This window comes from Actinocorallia aurea, assembly GCF_054783995.1.
On the sequence record NZ_BAAGPQ010000014.1, the window covers coordinates 1 to 17,895 of the forward strand.

At 71.9% G+C, this 17,895-nt stretch carries 14 protein-coding genes and 1 pseudogene; 5 read left to right on the plus strand and 10 right to left on the minus strand.

Annotated features, from left to right (window positions below; genetic code table 11):
* The 4 genes and pseudogenes from ACYVOM_RS17880 to ACYVOM_RS17895 all read right to left on the minus strand — a co-directional run.
* A pseudogene (locus ACYVOM_RS17880) lies at window positions 1-445 on the minus strand (hypothetical protein); the annotation flags it as partial.
* Window positions 442-1,191: a bestrophin-like domain gene (locus ACYVOM_RS17885; RefSeq protein WP_460304531.1), complete on the minus strand. Its 750-nt coding sequence runs from the start codon at window positions 1,189-1,191 to the stop codon at window positions 442-444. The gene ACYVOM_RS17885 and the pseudogene ACYVOM_RS17880, both read right to left, overlap by 4 nt.
* Before the next feature lie 145 nt (window positions 1,192-1,336).
* The gene (locus tag ACYVOM_RS17890) at window positions 1,337-2,659 is read right to left on the minus strand and encodes a M50 family metallopeptidase (RefSeq protein ID WP_460304532.1); all 1,323 of its coding nucleotides are present in this window, start codon (window positions 2,657-2,659) and stop codon (window positions 1,337-1,339) included.
* A 627-nt stretch (window positions 2,660-3,286) separates the two neighbouring features.
* Window positions 3,287-4,066 carry a bestrophin-like domain gene (locus tag ACYVOM_RS17895; RefSeq protein ID WP_460304533.1) on the minus strand — a complete coding sequence of 260 codons (780 nt, stop codon included), beginning with the start codon at window positions 4,064-4,066 and terminating at the stop codon, window positions 3,287-3,289.
* Between the two features lie 134 nt (window positions 4,067-4,200).
* On the opposite strand from ACYVOM_RS17895, the gene cds1 reads away from it, so the two are divergent.
* Complete coding sequence (cds1, locus tag ACYVOM_RS17900) at window positions 4,201-5,319, plus strand: L-cysteine desulfhydrase Cds1 (RefSeq protein WP_460304534.1); 1,119 nt, start codon at window positions 4,201-4,203, stop codon at window positions 5,317-5,319.
* 31 nt (window positions 5,320-5,350) lie between these two features.
* Here the strand turns inward: cds1 and ACYVOM_RS17905 are convergent, their stop codons facing one another.
* Complete coding sequence (locus tag ACYVOM_RS17905; protein WP_460304535.1) at window positions 5,351-6,421, minus strand: hypothetical protein; 1,071 nt, start codon at window positions 6,419-6,421, stop codon at window positions 5,351-5,353.
* A gap of 175 nt (window positions 6,422-6,596) precedes the next feature.
* Between ACYVOM_RS17905 and ACYVOM_RS17910 the strand changes: the two genes are divergently transcribed.
* Entirely contained in the window at window positions 6,597-7,886 is a 1,290-nt protein-coding gene (locus ACYVOM_RS17910) for a M50 family metallopeptidase (protein WP_460304536.1), read from the plus strand.
* A gap of 13 nt (window positions 7,887-7,899) precedes the next feature.
* On the opposite strand, the gene ACYVOM_RS17915 is transcribed toward ACYVOM_RS17910, so the two are convergent.
* Window positions 7,900-9,447, minus strand: a complete 1,548-nt coding sequence (locus ACYVOM_RS17915) for an ATP-dependent DNA ligase (RefSeq protein WP_460304537.1) — start codon at window positions 9,445-9,447, stop codon at window positions 7,900-7,902.
* 171 nt (window positions 9,448-9,618) lie between these two features.
* Here ACYVOM_RS17915 and ACYVOM_RS17920 point away from each other — a divergent pair, with 171 nt between their 5' ends.
* The gene (locus ACYVOM_RS17920) at window positions 9,619-10,362 is read left to right on the plus strand and encodes a hypothetical protein (protein ID WP_460304538.1); all 744 of its coding nucleotides are present in this window, start codon (window positions 9,619-9,621) and stop codon (window positions 10,360-10,362) included.
* A 371-nt stretch (window positions 10,363-10,733) separates the two neighbouring features.
* Here ACYVOM_RS17920 and ACYVOM_RS17925 read toward each other — a convergent pair whose 3' ends face one another.
* From ACYVOM_RS17925 to ACYVOM_RS17935, 3 genes are read right to left on the minus strand one after another with little or no spacing between them, the layout of a single operon-like run.
* Window positions 10,734-11,909: a PQQ-dependent sugar dehydrogenase gene (locus ACYVOM_RS17925; protein ID WP_460304539.1), complete on the minus strand. Its 1,176-nt coding sequence runs from the start codon at window positions 11,907-11,909 to the stop codon at window positions 10,734-10,736.
* Window positions 11,910-11,949: 40 nt separating this feature from the next.
* Window positions 11,950-13,395: a hypothetical protein gene (locus ACYVOM_RS17930; protein ID WP_460304540.1), complete on the minus strand. Its 1,446-nt coding sequence runs from the start codon at window positions 13,393-13,395 to the stop codon at window positions 11,950-11,952.
* The gene (locus ACYVOM_RS17935; protein WP_460304864.1) at window positions 13,392-15,008 is read right to left on the minus strand and encodes a serine/threonine-protein kinase; all 1,617 of its coding nucleotides are present in this window, start codon (window positions 15,006-15,008) and stop codon (window positions 13,392-13,394) included. Before ACYVOM_RS17935 ends, ACYVOM_RS17930 begins: the two co-directional genes overlap by 4 nt.
* Before the next feature lie 82 nt (window positions 15,009-15,090).
* Here ACYVOM_RS17935 and ACYVOM_RS17940 point away from each other — a divergent pair, with 82 nt between their 5' ends.
* Window positions 15,091-15,708 (plus strand): 4'-phosphopantetheinyl transferase family protein, encoded by a 618-nt coding sequence (locus ACYVOM_RS17940; protein WP_460304541.1) that lies wholly within the window; start codon window positions 15,091-15,093, stop codon window positions 15,706-15,708.
* On the opposite strand, the gene ACYVOM_RS17945 is transcribed toward ACYVOM_RS17940, so the two are convergent.
* A complete protein-coding gene (locus ACYVOM_RS17945; protein WP_460304542.1) occupies window positions 15,695-16,363 on the minus strand; it encodes a TetR/AcrR family transcriptional regulator in 669 nt (222 codons plus the stop codon). The genes ACYVOM_RS17940 and ACYVOM_RS17945 overlap by 14 nt on opposite strands.
* 81 nt (window positions 16,364-16,444) lie before the next feature.
* Between ACYVOM_RS17945 and ACYVOM_RS17950 the strand changes: the two genes are divergently transcribed.
* Window positions 16,445-17,878 (plus strand): flavin-containing monooxygenase, encoded by a 1,434-nt coding sequence (locus ACYVOM_RS17950; RefSeq protein WP_460304543.1) that lies wholly within the window; start codon window positions 16,445-16,447, stop codon window positions 17,876-17,878.
* The last annotated feature ends 17 nt before the right edge of the window (window positions 17,879-17,895 follow it).

The following is a 17,895-nucleotide window of genomic DNA, read 5'->3' on the forward strand; positions in this document are numbered from 1 at the left end:
AGCTCTGCTCCGGAACCGGCGTCGCGTAGCTGGGCTGCGCGGGCGCGGGAGCCTGCGGCGCGGGAGCCGGGGCCGGTGCCCCTGGGGCGGGCGCGGGCGGCTGGGGCGCGGGGGCGGGCGCCTCCGGTTCCGGGGCGGGCGGCTGCGGCGCGGGCGCGGGGGCCTCGGGCTCGGGCGCCGGTGGCTCGGGTTCCGGGGCCGGTGGCTGCGGCTCGGGCGCGGGCGGCTCGGGCTCGGGCGCGGGAGGTTCCGGCTCGGGGTCGGCGCACTGGCCGGGGCCGATGATGATGACGATGTCGAGCTTGATCAGGACGAGGTCGGCGCCCAGGCAGATGACGATTCCGGGGTCGGCCGCGCGGGCGGGCTCGGGCGCGAGCGCCATCCCGCCGAGCAGGGCGGCGCCGAACCCGGCCGCGGCCAGGGCCGCTGCGGGTCGGCGCCTCATGGGACCCGCGCGAATTCCTGCTGGGCGGTCCGGAAGGCGTCGTCGCCGACGCCCAGCGGCCCGGTGAAGGTGTGGTTGATCGAGAAGACCAGGTAGACGCTGACGGCCATGGACACGGCCATGAGCAGGTAGGACAACCGGACCTTGCCGCGCGGGCGCGCGCCCGACAGGAGCGGGAAGGCCAGCACGAGGGCCGCGGTGATCACGGTCAGCACGAGGACGCCGAACGGGAGCGGCGCCCCGGCGTCGACGGCCCGTTGCCTGCGCGCGGCGAAGACCGTGGTGAGCTGCTCGTCGACGGTGTCGCGGGCGTCGGTCTGGTCGCGGCCGGTCAGCTTGAGCTCGCCGAGGTCGTGCCGGAGCGTGTCGAGCCTGGCCCAGCCCGCGTCGTCCAGGTGCCCGTCGGCCATGGGCTCCCACTCGGAGTCGGCCACGAAGGCCGTGTAGTCGCGCAGCGCCTCGCGGACCATGAGCGCGTCGGTGTCCGGGAGGTCGCCCGCCGCCCAGAACGCCTCGGTGAGCGCCTGCGCCTCGGCGTAGGTGTTCTGCCGGGCGGAGTCCGCGACGGTCCACGGGACGATCACCGCGATCGCGAAGACGACGAGGAACAGTGCGGAGAGCATCGCGCCCGCGAAGCCGGCGGTGGGTCCGTCCGGGGCGTCGTCCAGGGGTGCGTCGTCCCGGCGGGTGCGATGGCCTTCGTCCTGCCCGCCGTCTCGGCGTCGGGGCGAGGGAAGCTTGAACATGGCCGACTCCCGGAGCAGGGTGCTGACTTCAGGTAGCCAACGCTAACCCCTGCGTAGAGTCGGTGACACGCAAAGTGATCGAACAGTTTCGCTCAGGTGAGGCGGGTCGCCGGTACCAGGTGAGCCGGTGCCAGGTGAGCCGGTGCTAGGTGAAGCGAATGGGGTTGATCAGGTCGGCGTAGACGAGCAGGGCCCCCATGACGAGCAGGACGAGGCTCATCGCGTAGGTGAGCGGCAGGAGCTTGGCCACGTCGACGTAGCCGGGGTCGGGCCGCCGCAGCACCCGGGCCGCGCCGCGCTTGATCCCCTCCCACAGGGAGCCGGCGATGTGGCCGCCGTCCAGGGGCAGCAGCGGGATGAGGTTGAACATGCCGACCGCGAAGTTCAGCGACGCGAGCAGCCCGATGAACCAGGTGAGCTTCTCGATGCCGGGGTTCTCCGAGGCGAGGATCTCGCCGCCGAGCCGGGACGCGCCGACGACGCCGATCGGCCCCTCGGGGTCGCGTTCCTCGCCGCCGAAGGCCGCCTGCCAGACGCCGACCATCTTCTCGGGCAGGTTGACGAACGCCTCAAGGGTGCGGGTGGTCATGTCGCCCATCTGGGTGGCGACGTCCAGCGGGCTGCCCTGGACCCGGTCGGTGAGCGGGGTGATCCCGACGAATCCGACGGTGACGGTCTTGTCGGGTTCGTCGAGGTCGGGGAGCTGGTTGGCGGTGACCGCCAGGGTGACCGGCACCTCCTTGCCGTCCCGCACGACGACGGCCTGGACCGACTTGTTCGCCGACTCCCGGATCAGGCCCTGGAGCTCGGGGTAGTCGTCGATCTTCTCGCCGTCGAAGGAGACGAACCTGTCGCCTGCCTGCAACCCGGCCAGCGCGGCTGGGGTGGAGCGGGCGGTCTCCTCGGCGGTGCACTCGCGCGGGGTGCCGTCGGCTTGGTAGGCCTCGGCGGCCGGGATGGTGCACTTGGCGACCGAGGAGACGGTCGGGGTGGCCTGCATGGTGCCGAAGCCCATGATCAGCACCGCGAAGAAGACGAACGCGAGCAGCAGGTTCGCGGCGGGGCCCGCGAACATGATCAGCAGCTTCTGCCACCACTTCTTGGAGTAGAAGACGCGGTCGCGGTCGTCCGGGCCGACCTCCTCCAGGGAGCCTTCGCGCGCGGAGTCGATGAGCATCTGGAACCGTCCGGTGGACGCGTTGCGCAGCATGCCTTCGGGGTCGTCCTTGCGGGGAGGCAGCATGCCGATCATGCGGATGTAGCCGCCGAGCGGGATCCACTTGATGCCGTACTCGGTCTCGCCCCGCCGCCACGACTTGAGGGTGGGCCCGAAGCCGACCATGTACTGCGGTACCCGGACCTTGAACAGCTTCGCGAACGACAGGTGCCCCAACTCGTGGAACGCGATCGAGGCCATGAGCAGCACCAGGAACAGCAGCGCCCCGCCCAGCACGATCAGTGTTTCCATTCCCCGTCCCCACTCCACGAGCCGTGAGCGGCCGGACAAGGCGGCCACTTCACCGGGTTCCCAACTCCCTGCGGGTCCCGGATCCCCAGGATTCCCAGACAAACGTACCGGCCCGAGGGAATGGTTCCTAGCGGAGTGCGGGCAGGACCGCCCCGGCGAGCGCGGTGAGCACCATGAGCACCATGACCACGACGAGGACGGACTTCAGGGGTTCCGGCCGGGTCTGCAGAGGCCGGAAGCCCGGCACCCCGATCCGCGCGGTCCGCCCCCGCTCCCGAGAGGCCGCTTCGCGCCGCGCGGTGTCCGCTCTGGGCGAAGCCCCCGGGCCGCCCGGACCCCTCGAAATCCGCGGCGAGGCGGCCGACCCGGGCGAAGGCGCGGGGGAGGAGGGAAAGGCGGCCTCCAACCCTCCGATGACGGGCGGGGCCACAGGCTCCAGGGGAGGCACATGAACGGGCGCGGGCCGTGGCGACGGCTCAGGGTCCGAAGACCCGGGCGGCCCGGGTGCGGTCGGCGAGGTTCGGTGGGGGAAGAGGTCTATGTCGAGCCAGTAGGTGGGGGAGGGGGGTGGTTCGGTGTGGAAGGCCGTGGTGGTCAGTGCGGCGAGGAGGGCCAGGGCCGCTGCGGTCAGCCTGCCCATGGGACCCTGTCGAACTCGGCCAGGGCGGTCTGGAACGCGCTGGGCGTGACGGCGAGGGCGCCGGAGAAGACGTGGTCGATGTCGAAGGCCAGGTAGACGCCGACGCCGAGCATCGCGGCCATGACGCCGAGGGGGAGCAGGGCGCGGCCCTGGGGGCGGGCGCCGAGCAGGAACGGCAGGACGATCATGGCGAGGCCGGTGAGCCCGGTGAACAGGAGGACCCCGGCGGGCAGGGAGGACTCGGCGTCGGAGGCCCGCTGCCTGCGCGCGGCGTAGACGTCGCGGACCTGGTCGCGGATGTCGTCCAGGGCGTCCTTGCGGGTCTCGTCGGTGAAGGAGAGCGCGTCGAGGCGGCCGCGGAAGTCGTCGAGGCGGTGCCAGCCTTCGGCCGACAGGCGGGACTCCTCGCGCATGACCGGCCATTCGTCTTCGATCACGAAGCCGGTGTAGGAGCGCAGCCCGTCCCGGACGGCCTCGCGGTCGCCCTGGGGCAGGACGCTCGCCGCCCAGTAGGCCTCGACGAGGGACTGGGCCTCGGCGTGGGTGTTCTGGCGGGCGGCGTCGGCGGTGGTCCACGGGACGATCACGGCGATCGCGAAGACCAGGAGGAACAGGGCGGAGATGGTGGCTCCGGAGTGGCCGGCGGTCGGCCCGTCGGGTGCGGAGTCCCCGTCGGAGTCCCAGGAGGCGCGCCGGTTCGTCAGCTTGGCGAGCAGGAGCACGAGCGCGACGGCCGCCAGGGCGCAGAGGATCGAGCGGACAACCATGGGCCCATCCAAGCCTCCCTTCCCCCGTGCGCCGGGTCGGACACGCTCGGTGACCGCCGGTCTTTTGCTCGGGCGGGGTGCGCTGACGTGCACGAATAGTCTTATGGCGGGATCCCGGCGTGAGGAGAGGTTCGATGGGCGTCGAGCAGGACGGCGAGAAGGGCGACGCGCGGCCGGCGCACGCGGTGGACCGCTGCGAGCCGTCCCGGCGGGCGTGGATCGCCGAGGCGATCCGCAAGGTCGAGGCGGACGCGAACCGGAGCGCGGACACCCATCTGCACGTCTTCCCGCTGCCGCCCGAGTGGGGTGTGCAGCTGTACCTGAAGGACGAGTCGGTCCATCCGACGGGTTCGCTGAAGCACCGGCTGGCCCGGTCGCTGTTCCTTTATGCGCTGTCCAACGGCTGGATCCGCGAGGGGACGCCGGTGATCGAGGCGTCCAGCGGCTCCACGGCCGTCAGCGAGGCCTATTTCGCGCGGCTGCTCGGGCTGCCGTTCATCGCGGTGATGCCGCGGACGACGAGTCCGGAGAAGTGCGCGCTCATCGAGTTCCACGGCGGCCGCTGCCACTTCGTCGACGACCCGGCGACGATCTACGCCGAGGCGGCGCGCCTGGCGGCGGAGACCGGCGGCCACTACATGGACCAGTTCACCTACGCCGAGCGGGCGACGGACTGGCGGGCCAACAACAACATCGCGGCGTCGATCTTCGAGCAGCTCGCCTTGGAGCCGCATCCTGAGCCGGCCTGGATCGTGGTGAGCGCGGGCACGGGCGGCACCGCCGCCACGATCGGGCGCTATGTCCGCTACCGCAGACACCAGACCCGCCTCGCCGTCGTCGACCCCGAAGGCTCGGCGTTCTACGAGTCCTGGGTCTCCGGCGACCCGTCCCTGACGGCGAAGGGCTCGCGGATCGAGGGCATCGGCCGCCCCCGCGTGGAGCCGTCGTTCCTCCCCACGGTCATCGACCGCATGTACCGGGTCCCCGACGCCGCGTCGCTGGCCTGCATGCGCTGGACGTCCGAGGTGACGGGCCGCAGCGTGGGCGGCTCCACCGGCACCAACGTCTGGGGCGCGCTCCAGATCATCGCCGACATGCGCGCTCGAGGCGAGCAGGGCAGCGTCGTCACCCTCATCTGCGACGCCGGCGACCGTTACACCCACACGTACCTCTCCGACGACTGGCTGGCCGCCCAGGGCATCGACATCGCCCCGTACCTCGAAGAACTCCGCTCCCTCCTCCCACCGACCTGAGCACGCCGGGCCGACGGGAGCAGGACCCGGGTCAGCGCGGCCGAGGCACGGAGACGAGGACCGCGAAGGCACGGCCGGAGAGGAGCGGTTTCCCGGTCGTGTCGACCTTGGCCTCAGGGGACCGGGCGGAGAAGGTGTCCGGTCCGCCCCGAAAGACGGCGAGGAAGGACGAGTCGCAGTAGGTCTTGGCCTTGATCTTGAAGCGGCCGTCCGCGTCGGTGCGCCCCCTGGCGCTCCTCCAGTGCTTCTGCTTGCCCTTGCAGTGGAAGATGATGTCGATCTGCCGGTTCGCGTAGCCGAACGGCTCAGCGCCGCCCTCCTCGTAGCGGGTGAGACGGCCCTGCACGGTGACCTTCTTGCCCGCTCTGACCTTGCGCGGCGCGACCTTGATCCTGCTCATCTCGGTCCTCCACCGCCACGCTTTGCGGACCTCGCTGACGACGGAAGGGTAGAGCGCGTCCGCCTTGGACTTCAGCCGCCAGTAGCCGGACGTGGGCCACCGCTTGCGCAGCCTCCCGCAGTTCACCTTGGTCGTGCGTTTCGTGGACCATTGGGTCCTGCCGTCGGGGGAGAACTGCAGGTAGACGGGCCCGGCGGGAGCCTTGTGAGGCGTCTGCGCGGCTAAGCAGTAGTCGGCGGTGATCCTGGCGTCGGCGTCGTAGGTCAGGGCGTCGAAGCCCAGGTACGCGGACGGGCGGAGGGCGACGGAATACGTCTGGGATGTGGCGCTGAAGTCCGCGGGGTGCGCGGCGGTGCCGTCGGCGGTCGCGGTGACGACGAGGGAAGCCGGCTGGTACATGGTGAACTGCGCGGTGAACTCACCGTTGTTCTTGATCGCGCTGTCCGCGGTCCCGTTGGCTCCGGCGCGGACCCTGATGCGTGCTTCCTCAAAGAACGCGGCGGTCCATACGCCGCCGACGAGGAACTGGACCCGGCCGGTGACGATCACCGACTCGCCGAAATCCACCGGCGAGGGCGGGGCGTCGAGGAAGACGCGGAGGTCCGTCGCCGCCTCCGGCGCGGCGGAGGCGGGGGCCGACGGGCTCAGCGCGGCGGTGAGCAGCGCGAGCGCGGCGGCCGCGCGCGGGAACGTGCGACGCATGGGGGCTCACTTGTGGTTCGGGGGAGCCGAGATCCTACCGGTTCGAAGATCCGAAAGCAGGGGAACCGGTCACGGGTGGAGCGGGTTCCGGCTGGTCCCGAAGCCGTCAGGGCTCAGTCAAGATCATCTGCGCTCGGGTGGTGGAGGCGGGGGCGCGGGTAGGGCGCGGGGTGTGATGACGGTGTTCGGGATCCTGTTGTTCTTCGCGCTGCTCATGGCGTCGATCGCGCTGCACGAGCTGGGGCATCTGATCTTCGCGAAGTGGTTCGGGGTGCGGTGTCCGCAGTACATGGTGGGGTTCGGGCCCACGGTGCTGTCCTGGCGGCGGGGGGAGACCGAGTACGGGGTCAAGTGGATTCCGTTCGGGGGATATGTGCGGATGATCGGGATGCTGCCGCCGCGGGCGGGTGATCCCGAGGGGAGGCTGCGCAGGTCGTCCACGGGGCGGTTCGCGCAGCTCATCGACTCGGCGCGGGAGAGCGCGCTCGAGGAGGTCGGGCCGGACGACGGGGACAGGGTGTTCTACGCCAAGCCGTGGTGGCAGAAGGCGCTGATCTCGTTCGCCGGGCCGCTCATGAACTTCGTGCTGGCGCTGGTGTTCCTCGGCGCGGCACTCATGGGCATCGGGGTGCGCGAGCCGTCCACGACGATCGGGACGGTCGCGGCGTGCGTCGTCCCGGCGGCCGAGACCGGGCGGGCGTGCGCCGCGGGCGACGCGCCGACGCCGGCCGCCGCGGCGGGCCTGCGCCCGGGGGACGAGGTGAAGGCGTTCGACGGCACGCCCGTCACGTCCTACCGGCAGTTCCAGCGGCTGATCCGGGAGTCGGCGGGCCGGCCGGTGGCGCTGCGCGTCGCCCGCGACGGCAGGGACCTCGACCTCACGGCGACGCCCATCGCCAACCAGGTCAACGACCTCGCGCACCCCGAGAAGACCGTCACGGCGGGCTTCCTCGGCATCACCCCCGTGCGGGTCTTCGTCCGGCAGGGGCCGGGCGACGTGCTCGCCCAGTTCGGCACGATGGCGTCCGCCACGCTGGGCGCGTTCGCCCGGCTGCCGGAGAAGATGGTCGGCGTCTGGAACGCCTCCTTCAACCACGCCGAGCGCGACCTGGAGGGCCCCGTCGGGATCGTGGGCGCGAGCCGGATCGGCGGGGAGGTCCTCGCCTCGCACGACGAGGCGCTCGGCAAGGCGGCGCTGTTCCTCATGGTCCTCGGCTCGCTCAACTTCGGCATCGCCGCCTTCAACCTGGTCCCGCTGCTGCCCCTGGACGGCGGCAACATCGCGGGCGCGCTGTGGGAGGGCGTCAAGCGGGCGTTCGCGTCGGTGACGGGCCGGCCCGCCCCCGCCCCCGTCGACGTGGCCAAGGCGCTGCCGCTCACCTACGTCGTCGGCGTGGTCCTGGTGTTCATGGGCCTGCTGTTGGTCTACGCCGACCTGGTGAACCCGATCCGGCTGCGCGGCTGATCCCCCGGACGGCTCAGCCGACCGGGGGCGGCGCGCCGGCGAGCGCCCGGACCGTCTGGAAGGTGTCGGCCTCGGCGGCGCTCTTGTCGGCCCGGTACCGCAGCACCCGCGCGAACCGCAGCGCGAGTCCGCCCGGGTACCGGGTGCTGCGCTGGAGCCCGTCGAACGCCACCTCGACGACCTGGACGGGTTCGACCTTCACGACGAATCCGTCGTCTGACAGCTTCAGGGAGAGGAACCGCTCGGTCTGCCAGTCCAGAAGGGCGTCGGTGAGCCCTTTGAACGTCTTGCCGAGCATGACGAACTCGCCCGACCCGGCGTCGCGCGCCCCGAGGTGCAGGTTCGAGAGCTTGCCCGCGCGCCTCCCGTGCCCCCATTCGACGGCCAGGACGACGAGGTCGAGGGTGTGCCGCGGTTTGACCTTCACCCAGCCCGCGCCGCGCCGCCCTGCCGCGTAGGGCGCGGTCAGGGACTTCAGCACGACGCCCTCGTGGCCGCGCGCGACCGCGTCGGCGAAGAACGCGGACGCCTCGTCGGGTGAGGCGGTCACCAGCCGGGGCATCCGGGCCGCCTCCGGGACCGCCTCGGACAGCGCCTCGTGCCGGACGCCCGCGGGCTCGTCGAGGAGGTCGGATCCGGCCAGGTGCAGGACGTCGAAGAAGAAGGGGCGCAGCGACCCCTGCGAGGTGTTCGACGCGGTCACCTGGAACGTCTCGGGGGAGCCGTCGGGGCGCAGCGCGATCACCTCGGCGTCGAGGACGGCGGCGTCGAGGTTCAGCGCGCGGGCGGCGTCGGCGACCTCGGGGACGCGGACGGTGATGTCGTCGAGGGTGCGGGTGAAGATCCGGACGTCGTCGCCGCGGACGTGCACCTGGGCGCGGATCCCGTCCATCTTCCACTCGACGCCCATCTCGCCGGCCAGGCCCGCCGCGACGTCCGGCGCGGACGAGGCGAGCATCGGCCGGACCGGGCGGCCCACCTCCAGCGTGAACCCGGAGAGGGCGGCGGCGCCGCCCGCGAGCGCGGCCTCGGCGACGGGGCCGAGCGCGCCGCGCAGCATGACGGCCCGGCGCACGGCCGCCAAAGGCACCTCGGCGGCTTTGGCGATCGCGTCGACCATGACGCCTTCCAACGCGCCCTGGCGCAGCTCTCCGGCCAGCAGGTGCACGAGGAAGCCCTGCTCCTCCGACGTCGCCCTGCCGAAGACGCCGTGCAGCAGTTCCCTGCGGGTGGCGACCGAGCCGGGGCCGGAGACCTGCTTGATCCGGGTGAAGGCCGCGTCCACCTCGGCGACCGTCAGGCTCGGCGCGGACGCGGGCGGCGGCGACGCGCGCAGGGCCGCGTAGCCGACCCCGATCTGGCGCTGCGGCAGTTCCCCGGCCAGCCAGTGCACGACGACGGAGGCCGCTCCCGGCCCCGCCTTGCGCAGGGCGGCGGCGATCAGCGCGGTCTTCTGGCCGCGCGCGGAGGTCCCGGCCACCGCGCGCCAGGTCGCGGCGAGGTCCGCGACGGTGATGGGCGGGCCTCCCGCCGGGGTGAGAGTCGGATCACTGGGCCGCACACTTCCCTCCTTTCCCAGGAGCGGCGGGACAATCCGGAAAGAGAGCAAGGGACGCGGTGATATCCCCACCGGGTACTGACAGATGCCCCTCGGGTCCGTAGTTTCGTGGGCGTGCGCGCAGATTTCGACAGGGTCTATTCACCGCCGGAACCTCCGTCCGGGGGCCGGCGGATGCCGCGTCCCCGCGGCTGGCAGGTCGCCGCGGTGTTCGTGACGATCGGCGCGGGCGCCGTCTTCCTGGTCGCCCCGCTCGTCATGGACGACGGCGAAACCGTCGTCCCGTCGGCGGCGGGGCCTGCGGGGTCCTCGAGGCCGTCGGGGACGGCGGCCTCGGAGCCGTCTTCGGAGTCACCGTCCTCGGAGCCCACGTCGGGCTCCCCGGCACCGGAGTCCTCACCGCCTGAGTCGGTGGCGCCCGCGTCGCAGTTCTTCCCGGAGCTGCCCGCGGAGGTCTGCGACAGCGTCTCGGACGAGACGTTCGTCCGGTTCGTCCCGGGTGGTGCGCCGGAGTCCCACGGCGGCCCGCGGGCGGGATCCTGCGGCTACGGGGGCAAGAACGCGGTGCCCTACCTGCGGCTGGAGACCCGGCTGGGCGACGCCGTCGGCGACTTCGACCCGGCGGCCGCGACGAAGTGGTCCTACGACCAGGAGTTCGCGAGCGACAGCGAGGACAAGACCGCCTCGACCCTTCTGCTGGAGAAGGTGCCGAGCCTGGGCGAGGAGGCCTACCGCCGCGTCTTCGTGGAACCGGGCACCGCGAAGGCCGCCACCGCCCGCGTCGTGCTGCGGGTGCAGAACGTCATCATCACCGTCTCGTACTCCCGGCCTTACGAGGGCAAGCCCGCCGACCAGGTGGATGCGTGCCTGGACGGAGCCGAGACCGTCGCGCGGGAAGCGCTGAAGATGTACACCTGACGATGTGCATCCGACCATGTTCTGACACCGAGCAAATCTGACTACCGGCTGGTATGAGATTATCCGTCGAAGATCTGGTGGAATATTCCGCTCCGGTTAGCTTTCTCGGCTGCCCGCTTCTACTGTTATGCCTGGTATTACGGGGCCGGGGGGTATTGGCCACGTAATGCATTGGTTTGGCTACATAAGTTGCTGGTTAGTACGACATGACCAGTCTGTACGAGGAGGCGAAGGACATGGCCGCCGAAGGCGCCGGGGTGTCCTGGACATAGCCAGGTACGCGTGAAGAAAGGCCGGCGCCCTTTGCGGGGGCCGGCCTCCGTCGTCTCTCCGTGGTCTTCGGAGTCTCCGTCGTTTCCGTCAGGGGTCGATCAGGCCGGCGCGAGCCGCTGCACCGTGCCGTTCAGGCTGAGGACGTACAGCTCACCCGAGGCGTCCGTGCCGAACGCCGAGACGCTGTTGACGTTCTCCAGCAGCGTCACCGGATTCGGGTCGTCCCGGGACATGGCCTTCACCCAGCCCGCGCAGAAGTCGGCGAAGACGTATCTGCCGCGCAGGCTCGGGAGCGCATTGCCCCGGTAGACCTGGCCGCCGATGACCGAGCACTGGCCGTTCTCGCGCAGCGCGTACTCGTGCAGGGGTTCGATGCCGACGGGCTTCTCGGAGTGGAAGGCGTGCCTGCCCTCGCGCGCGCTCCAGCCGTAGTTCTCACCGCCTTGAGAAGTGCCGGACTGGAAATTCACCTCTTCCCATGCGTCCTGCCCCACGTCGCCGATCCACAGGTCCCCGGTCTCGGCGTCGAAGGAGAAACGCCAGGGATTGCGCAGCCCGTAGGCCCAGATCTCCGGCTTGGCGCCGCTCTCGCCGACGAACGGGTTGTCCTTCGGCACCGTGTACGGCTTGCCGCCTGAGGCCGCCGGGTCGATGCGCAGGATCTTGCCGAGCCAGGTGCCGCGGTCCTGGCCCGTCCGGTCCGGGTCGCCCGCGCCGCCGCCGTCGCCGAGCCCCAGGTACAGGTAGCCGTCGGGGCCGAACGCGAGCTGGCCGCCGTTGTGGTTGGTGCGCGGATGCGGCTGCTCCAGGACGACCCGGCGGCCTGCCGCGTCGATCGCGCCGTCCGAGCCGACGGGGTACTCCGCCAGCGTGATCTTGCCGTCCTTGGCGGTGTGGTACAGGTACAGGCGCTTGCCGTCGGGAGAGAAGGCGATGCCCAGCAGGCCGCGCTCCCCGCCCGACCCCGTCAGGGAGACGAGGTCGAGCACCGGCTCGGCCGCGCCGTCCCGGACGGCCAGCACCCGCCCCTCCTGCTCGATCACGTACAGGGCGTCGTCGCCCTTGCGGACCGCGGTCCCGACGGGCTGGGCCGCCTCGGCGACGTCGACCAGCTTCACCTTCTGCGGGGCCGCCGACCCGGAGCCGGGCTCGGAGGCGGTCCCGGGCGCGGAGGCGGGGGGAGACGGGGCGGCTTCGGTCGGGGAGGTGTCGGCCGCGCATCCCGCGGCGAACAGGCACGTCAGAGCGGAGGAGAACCAGATCCGTACACGCATGCCCTCCATCGTCCCCGCCGCCGCGGGCCCCCGCCAGGGTTCAGCCGAACGCGCCGCCGAAGTCGGCCTCGTCGGCGGGCGGATCCGGCAGCAGCTCCACGGACTCCCCGCCGTCCAGCGGCTTGACCATGACGGCGCCGCCGGGGTTCTCCCGGTCGTCGGGCACGCCGATGAGCAGGGCGCCCTTGGTGAAGGCGACGGCCCGGCCGAACCTGTCGTAGGGATCGGCGTCGCCCGGCATGAACTCCTTGGTGTTGAGGGCGTCGATGAGCTTGGCGGACTTGCGGTCGGCCAGCGGCACCAGGTGCACCCAGCCGTTCTCGGGCCGGGTCTGCTCGGAGCCGTCGAACGGGACGCCCACCGCGAGCTGGACGCCGCCGCCGGTGACCTCGCCTCCCGCGAGCGCCACCGACCAGCCGTACCGGTCCTCCGCCTCGGCCGCGGGCTTCCCGCCCACGAGCTGGGCGGCGGGCTCCAGGGCCGCCAGCCCGCCGCCCGTCGAGCTCAGCAGGGCCACGACGCCGACCCGCGCCCTGCCCTCGACCGTCTGGCCCGGCACGCCCGCCGCGACGTAGGACGTGGCGCCGTCCTCGGCGTAGGCGAGGCTCCACCCGATGCGGCCGCCCTCAGACGGGTCGCCGATGCCGAGGTTCCCGTAATGCCAGTGCTGCCCCTTGCCCTGCCCGGGCACGGTGACGTCCTCCACGACGCTGAACGAGCCCGCGTCCACGGCCTGGCCGTCGACGTCCTCGCCCGGCTCGCTGACGACGAGGTCGGGCCGCGCGGGATCGCCCATGATCCGGCCGAGCGCCACCGCCCAGCCGAACAGGTCGCCCGCCTCCGCCACGCCTTCGGCCTGCTCGTCGTCCTGCGTGACGAGCCTGACCTTCGGGGAGGTGTCCCGGCCTTCGAGCGAGTACACGTGGACCGCGCCCGCCGACGCGAGGCCGTTGACCTCCTCGTAGGGCGCCCCGACGGCGACGACGGCGGGGCCGTCCCCCTCGGCGGCGCGGACCGCGACCGAGGTGCCGAAGGTCCGGGACGTGCCTTCCGGCTCCAGCAGCCCGCCCGCTTCCAGGCCCTCGGGGGAGCCGTAGAAGATCTGGGCGCACCCTTGGCCGTCATCGGTCCACGGGGCGCCGACGACGAGGTCGTCGCACCCGTCCCCGTCGATGTCCCCCGTCGCGAGGGCGTGGCCGAAGCCCGCGCCGTCCTGCGGCTTGCGCGCCGTCAGGTAACGGCGCTCGCCCTCGCCGAGGTCGCCGTCGCCGTAGACGACGGTGACCTGGCCCGCGCCCACCGCGTAGCCGACGCCCGCGCCGGGGTCACCGATCGCGAAGTCGGCCTCGCCGTCGCCGTTGAAGTCGGTGAGCGCCGAGGTGGAGCAGCCCGCGGCCATCGCCGCCTGGCCGCCGGGGAGGTTCACCAGGACGAGGGCGGCGGCCGCGATCACTCCGCCGGCCGCCGCGCCGAGGACGCGCTTCATACCGTCACCTCCACACCCTGGGAGCCGTTCGAGCCGTGCACCCGCAAGGACTTCAGGGACGTCCCCTTCGGCATGTCGAAGACGAGCCACCCGGAGATCCGGTCGCCCGGCGCGAGGGTGGGGTTGTCGTTGAGGAAGCCGCCGGCGTACTCCGTGGCGGGGATCTCCTGGCCGCTCTGGTCGAGGGCCGCCTGCTCGTCGCGCGGCACCCGGTCGGAGTCGTCGCCCTGCGGGTTGCGGACGATGAGCGGCACCAGGCAGAAGTACTCTCCCTGCGCGGTCTGCCCCGCATAGGTGGTCCCGCCGCAGCGCGGCTTGCCTACGGTCAGTTCGACGCCCGCGTCCACGTACGTCTGTCCGATGCCGGTGTCGCGGGTGAGCTGCAGGAGCCGGTAGCCGTCCTTCTCCATCACGTTGGCGGCGGCCGGTGCGCCGGAGCTGCTGTTGTCGTCGCCGTGGCTGAACACGTAGAGCAGCGCGGCGCCGGCGACCGCCGCGGCGAGCACGCTGCCGCCCGTCGCGGTCCAGGCCCGGTGCCGTCCCAGGCGCCGGGTGCGCGGTGCGGCGGTCACCGGCGGCGGGCCCGGCGGTGGGAAGAGGCCGTGCGGGCCGGGCGGCCCGACGACGGGGGCCGCCCGCTCGCCCGGCGCGGTCGGCGCGCCGGGGAACGGCGGCGGCGTCGCGGGCACGCCGGGCGGCGGCGTGCGCATCCCGGCCGGGACCCAGCCGCCGTGGACGCTCTCCTCGACCAGCGCCGTCGCCTTCGCGTCGAGCTGCTGCGGCGCGCCGCCGCCGACGAGGGCGAGCAGGAGCTGCTGGGCGGTCGGCCGCAGTGCCGGGTCCTTGGCCATCGCCGCCCTGACGTGCCCGAGCAGCGGCTCCGGGACGCCCGCGAGATCGGGTTCGCCGTGCAGGACGCGCGAGGCCATCGCGATCGGCGCCCCGCCCCCGAACGGATGCCTGGCCTGGGCCGCGAACGCGACGAGGCAGCCCCAGGTGTAGATGTCCACGGCCGTCGTCGCCCGGTCGGCCAGGAGCTGCTCGGGCGCGATCCAGCCCGGCGTGCCGATGAGCTGGCCCGTCCGGGTGACGTCGCTCGTCGCGTCCAGCGCGCGGGCGATGCCGAAGTCGATCACGCGCGGACCGGACACCGACAGGATGACGTTGGACGGCTTGAGGTCGCGGTGCACCAGGCCCGCGCCGTGGATGGCGGTCAGCGCGGCGGCGACCCCGACGGCGAAGCCCTGGAGGGTGCCCTCGGTGAGCGCGCCGTGCCGGAACACGTGCTCGTGCAGCGTCGGGCCCTCGATGAACTCGGTCACCAGATAGGGGTGGCCCGCCGCGTCCTCGCCGTGGTCGAGCATCGCCGCGGTGCAGAACGAGGCGACCCGCCTCCCTGCGGCGACCTCTTGCGCGAACCGCTGCCGGAACCCCGGGTCGGCGCCCAGTTCGTCGCGGATGACCTTGATGGCGACGGTGCCGCGCGGTCCCCGGCCCAGGTAGACGGCGCCCATGCCGCCCTGGCCGAGCTTGCCGAGCACCGTGTGCGCCCCCAGCGTGCGGGGGTCGTGTGGTCCCAGCGGCTTCGCGCCGCCGGGCAAAGGCTGATCCATGGCCACGGGCTCCAACCTAGTAACGCCGGATAACCGGCCGACGGCATGCCGAATAACCGGTGGATGACGTAATTTGATGGCCGTGCCCCACCCAGAGTTCGCCGGCCGTGTCCTGTGGCGCCGCACCGCCGATCCCGAAGCCGAAGACCTGGCGCTCCTGGACGCCGTCGAACGCGAGCGGCGCGCCCGCTACCTGCGGGAGGACGACAAGCGGAGGTTCACCCTCGGCGTCGTCATGGCGAAACGGGAACTCGCGACGCGCACCGGGCTGGACCCTTCCGGCATCGTTCTCGACCGGACGTGCCCGGGATGCGGCGCGTCGCACGGGCGGCCGACCTACCCGGGATGGCATCTTTCGGTGAGCCATTCGGGCGGGCTCGTCGGGCTCGCGGTCGCGGAGGTGCCCGTCGGGCTCGACGTGGAGGAGCGCGGCAGATCGCTGGACGACATCGCCGAGGCCGTCATCGAGGCGGAGCCGCCGGGGGATCTGCACGTCTACTGGACGCGCAAGGAGGCCCTGCTGAAGGCCACGGGAGACGGCCTCAAGGTGCCGATGACCGATCTGGTGGTCTCCGGCGCGTCCGAGCCGCCCGCGCTGCTGAAGTGGCGCGGAAGACCGGATCTCCCGGACCGCACCGTTTTGGTGGATCTCGACCCGGCGCCGGGCTACGCGGGCGCGCTGGCCTTCATCCGCCCTTAGCCGGGTCCGCCGGGTCCGCCGGTGGCTCCGGGGCCGACCTCTCGTACAGGCCCTGGAGGCCGAACCAGCAGAAGTCGAGCGTGTGCCGCGCGGCCTGCTCCGGCGTGACGTCCGGGCGGGTCGTGCACCACAGCGAGATCCGCTCGCAGGCGCCGATGATGATCTCGGTGTAGGCCTCGATCGCGGTCTCCGGCAGATCCGGCGCCCACTGGGCCATGATCGGCGCGATGAGGGTGTGCTGCTGGCGGCGGGTCGCCTCGACGGCCTCGGCCGCGGCGTGCGGCAGGCCGACCGCCTCGTTCTTCAGGATCGCGAACGAATCCCGGTGGCTCTCGGTGAAGCCGTAGTAGGCGACGAGGCCGCGGTGCAGGGTGTCGAGCGGATCGGTGCCGTCGGCCATCGCGGCGGCGGTGACCTCGTGCAGTTCGGTGCGGGCACGGGTAAGGCAGGCGAGCAGGAGGCCGTCCTTGGAGCCGAAGTACTCGTACAGCATCGGCTTGGAGACACCGCAGCGCTCGGCGATCTCCTCCATCGTCGCCTCGCGGAACCCGCGCTCGGCGAAGACCTCCTCGGCGACCGCGAGCATCTGCCGCTCCCGGTCGGCGCGCGGCATCCGCTTGCGCCGGGGAGCCTGCGGGTCTGTGGTCTGTGTCACGTCGATGTACTCTACCATCGGTAAGTTACTTCGGTTAACTTACCGGCAGTAGTAGACGGTTCGACTAATAAGGCAGGTTCGATGAGCCAGATCGTGATCATCGGCGCGGGCTTCGCCGGCATCGGCATGGGCGTCAAGCTGAAAGAGGCCGGGTACCACGACTTCGTCATCCTCGAGAAGGCCTCGGACCTCGGCGGCACCTGGTGGGAGAACACCTACCCGGGATGCGCCTGCGACGTCCCGTCCCCGATGTACTCGTTCTCCTTCGAGCTGAACCGGAACTGGAGCGAGTTCTTCGCGCCCCAGCCGGAGATCCAGCGCTACCTCGCCCACTGCGCCGAGAAGTACGACGTGCGCAGGCACATCCGCTTCGGCTCCCACGTCGACGCCGTCGAGTACGACGACGCGGCGGCCCGGTGGAACGTCTCCCTCGGCGACGGCGAGGTGCTCCGGCCGCGCGCCGTCGTCTCCGGCGTCGGCGCCCTGCACGTGCCCAGCTTCCCCGAGGTTCCCGGCCTGGAGACCTTCCAGGGCAAGGCCTTCCACTCCGCGCAGTGGGACCACTCCTACGACTTCGAAGGCAAGCGGGTCGCCGTCATCGGCACGGGGGCGTCGGCGATCCAGTTCGTCCCGCAGGTCGCCGAGAAGGCCGCCCGCACGACGGTCTTCCAGCGGACGCCCGCGTGGATCCAGTCCAAGCCGAACATCAAGCTCCCCGCCGCCTTCAAGCTGCCGGGCGTGCCGCGGGCCGTCCGGAACATCGTCTACTGGGTGCTGGAGGCGCGCGCCGTCGGCTTCGCGCTCGACCCGCGGCTGTCCGGGCCGATGAAGTGGATGGCCACCAGCCACCTCAAGCGCCAGGTCAAGGACCCCGAGCTGCGCCGCAAGCTCACGCCGGACTACACCATCGGCTGCAAGCGGGTGCTGCTGTCCAACGACTACTACCCGGCGATGGCGCGCGACGACGTCGACCTCGTCACTGAGGGCATCGCCGAGGTGAGGGCGAACTCCGTCGTCACCAAGGACGGCCGCGAGATCGAGGTCGACGCGATCGTCTTCGGCACCGGCTTCAAGGTCGTCGACGCCATGGACAGCTGGGTCATCACCGGACGCAACGGGCAGAAGATCCAGCAGGCGTGGGAGAACGGCGTCGAGGCCCACCACGGTACGACCCTCCCCGGCTTCCCCAACTTCTTCATGCTGCTCGGCCCCAACACCGGCCTCGGCCACAACTCCGTCGTCTTCATGATCGAGACGCAGGTCGCGCACATCCTCAGCCTGCTGGAACTGCTCGCCGAGACCGGCGCGACCTCCGTCGAACCCAAGCCGGAGGCCCTGCGCGCCTACAACGACAAGCTCCACAAGCGGCTGCGCCGGGCCGTCTGGAACGAGGGCGGCTGCGACTCCTGGTACCTCGACAAGGACGGCGTCAACCGGACGATCTGGCCGGGCTTCACCTTCGAGTTCTGGGCGGCCTCCCGCAAGGCCCGCCGCGAGGACTACATTCTGCGGTGATCGCTTCCGCGCCGCGG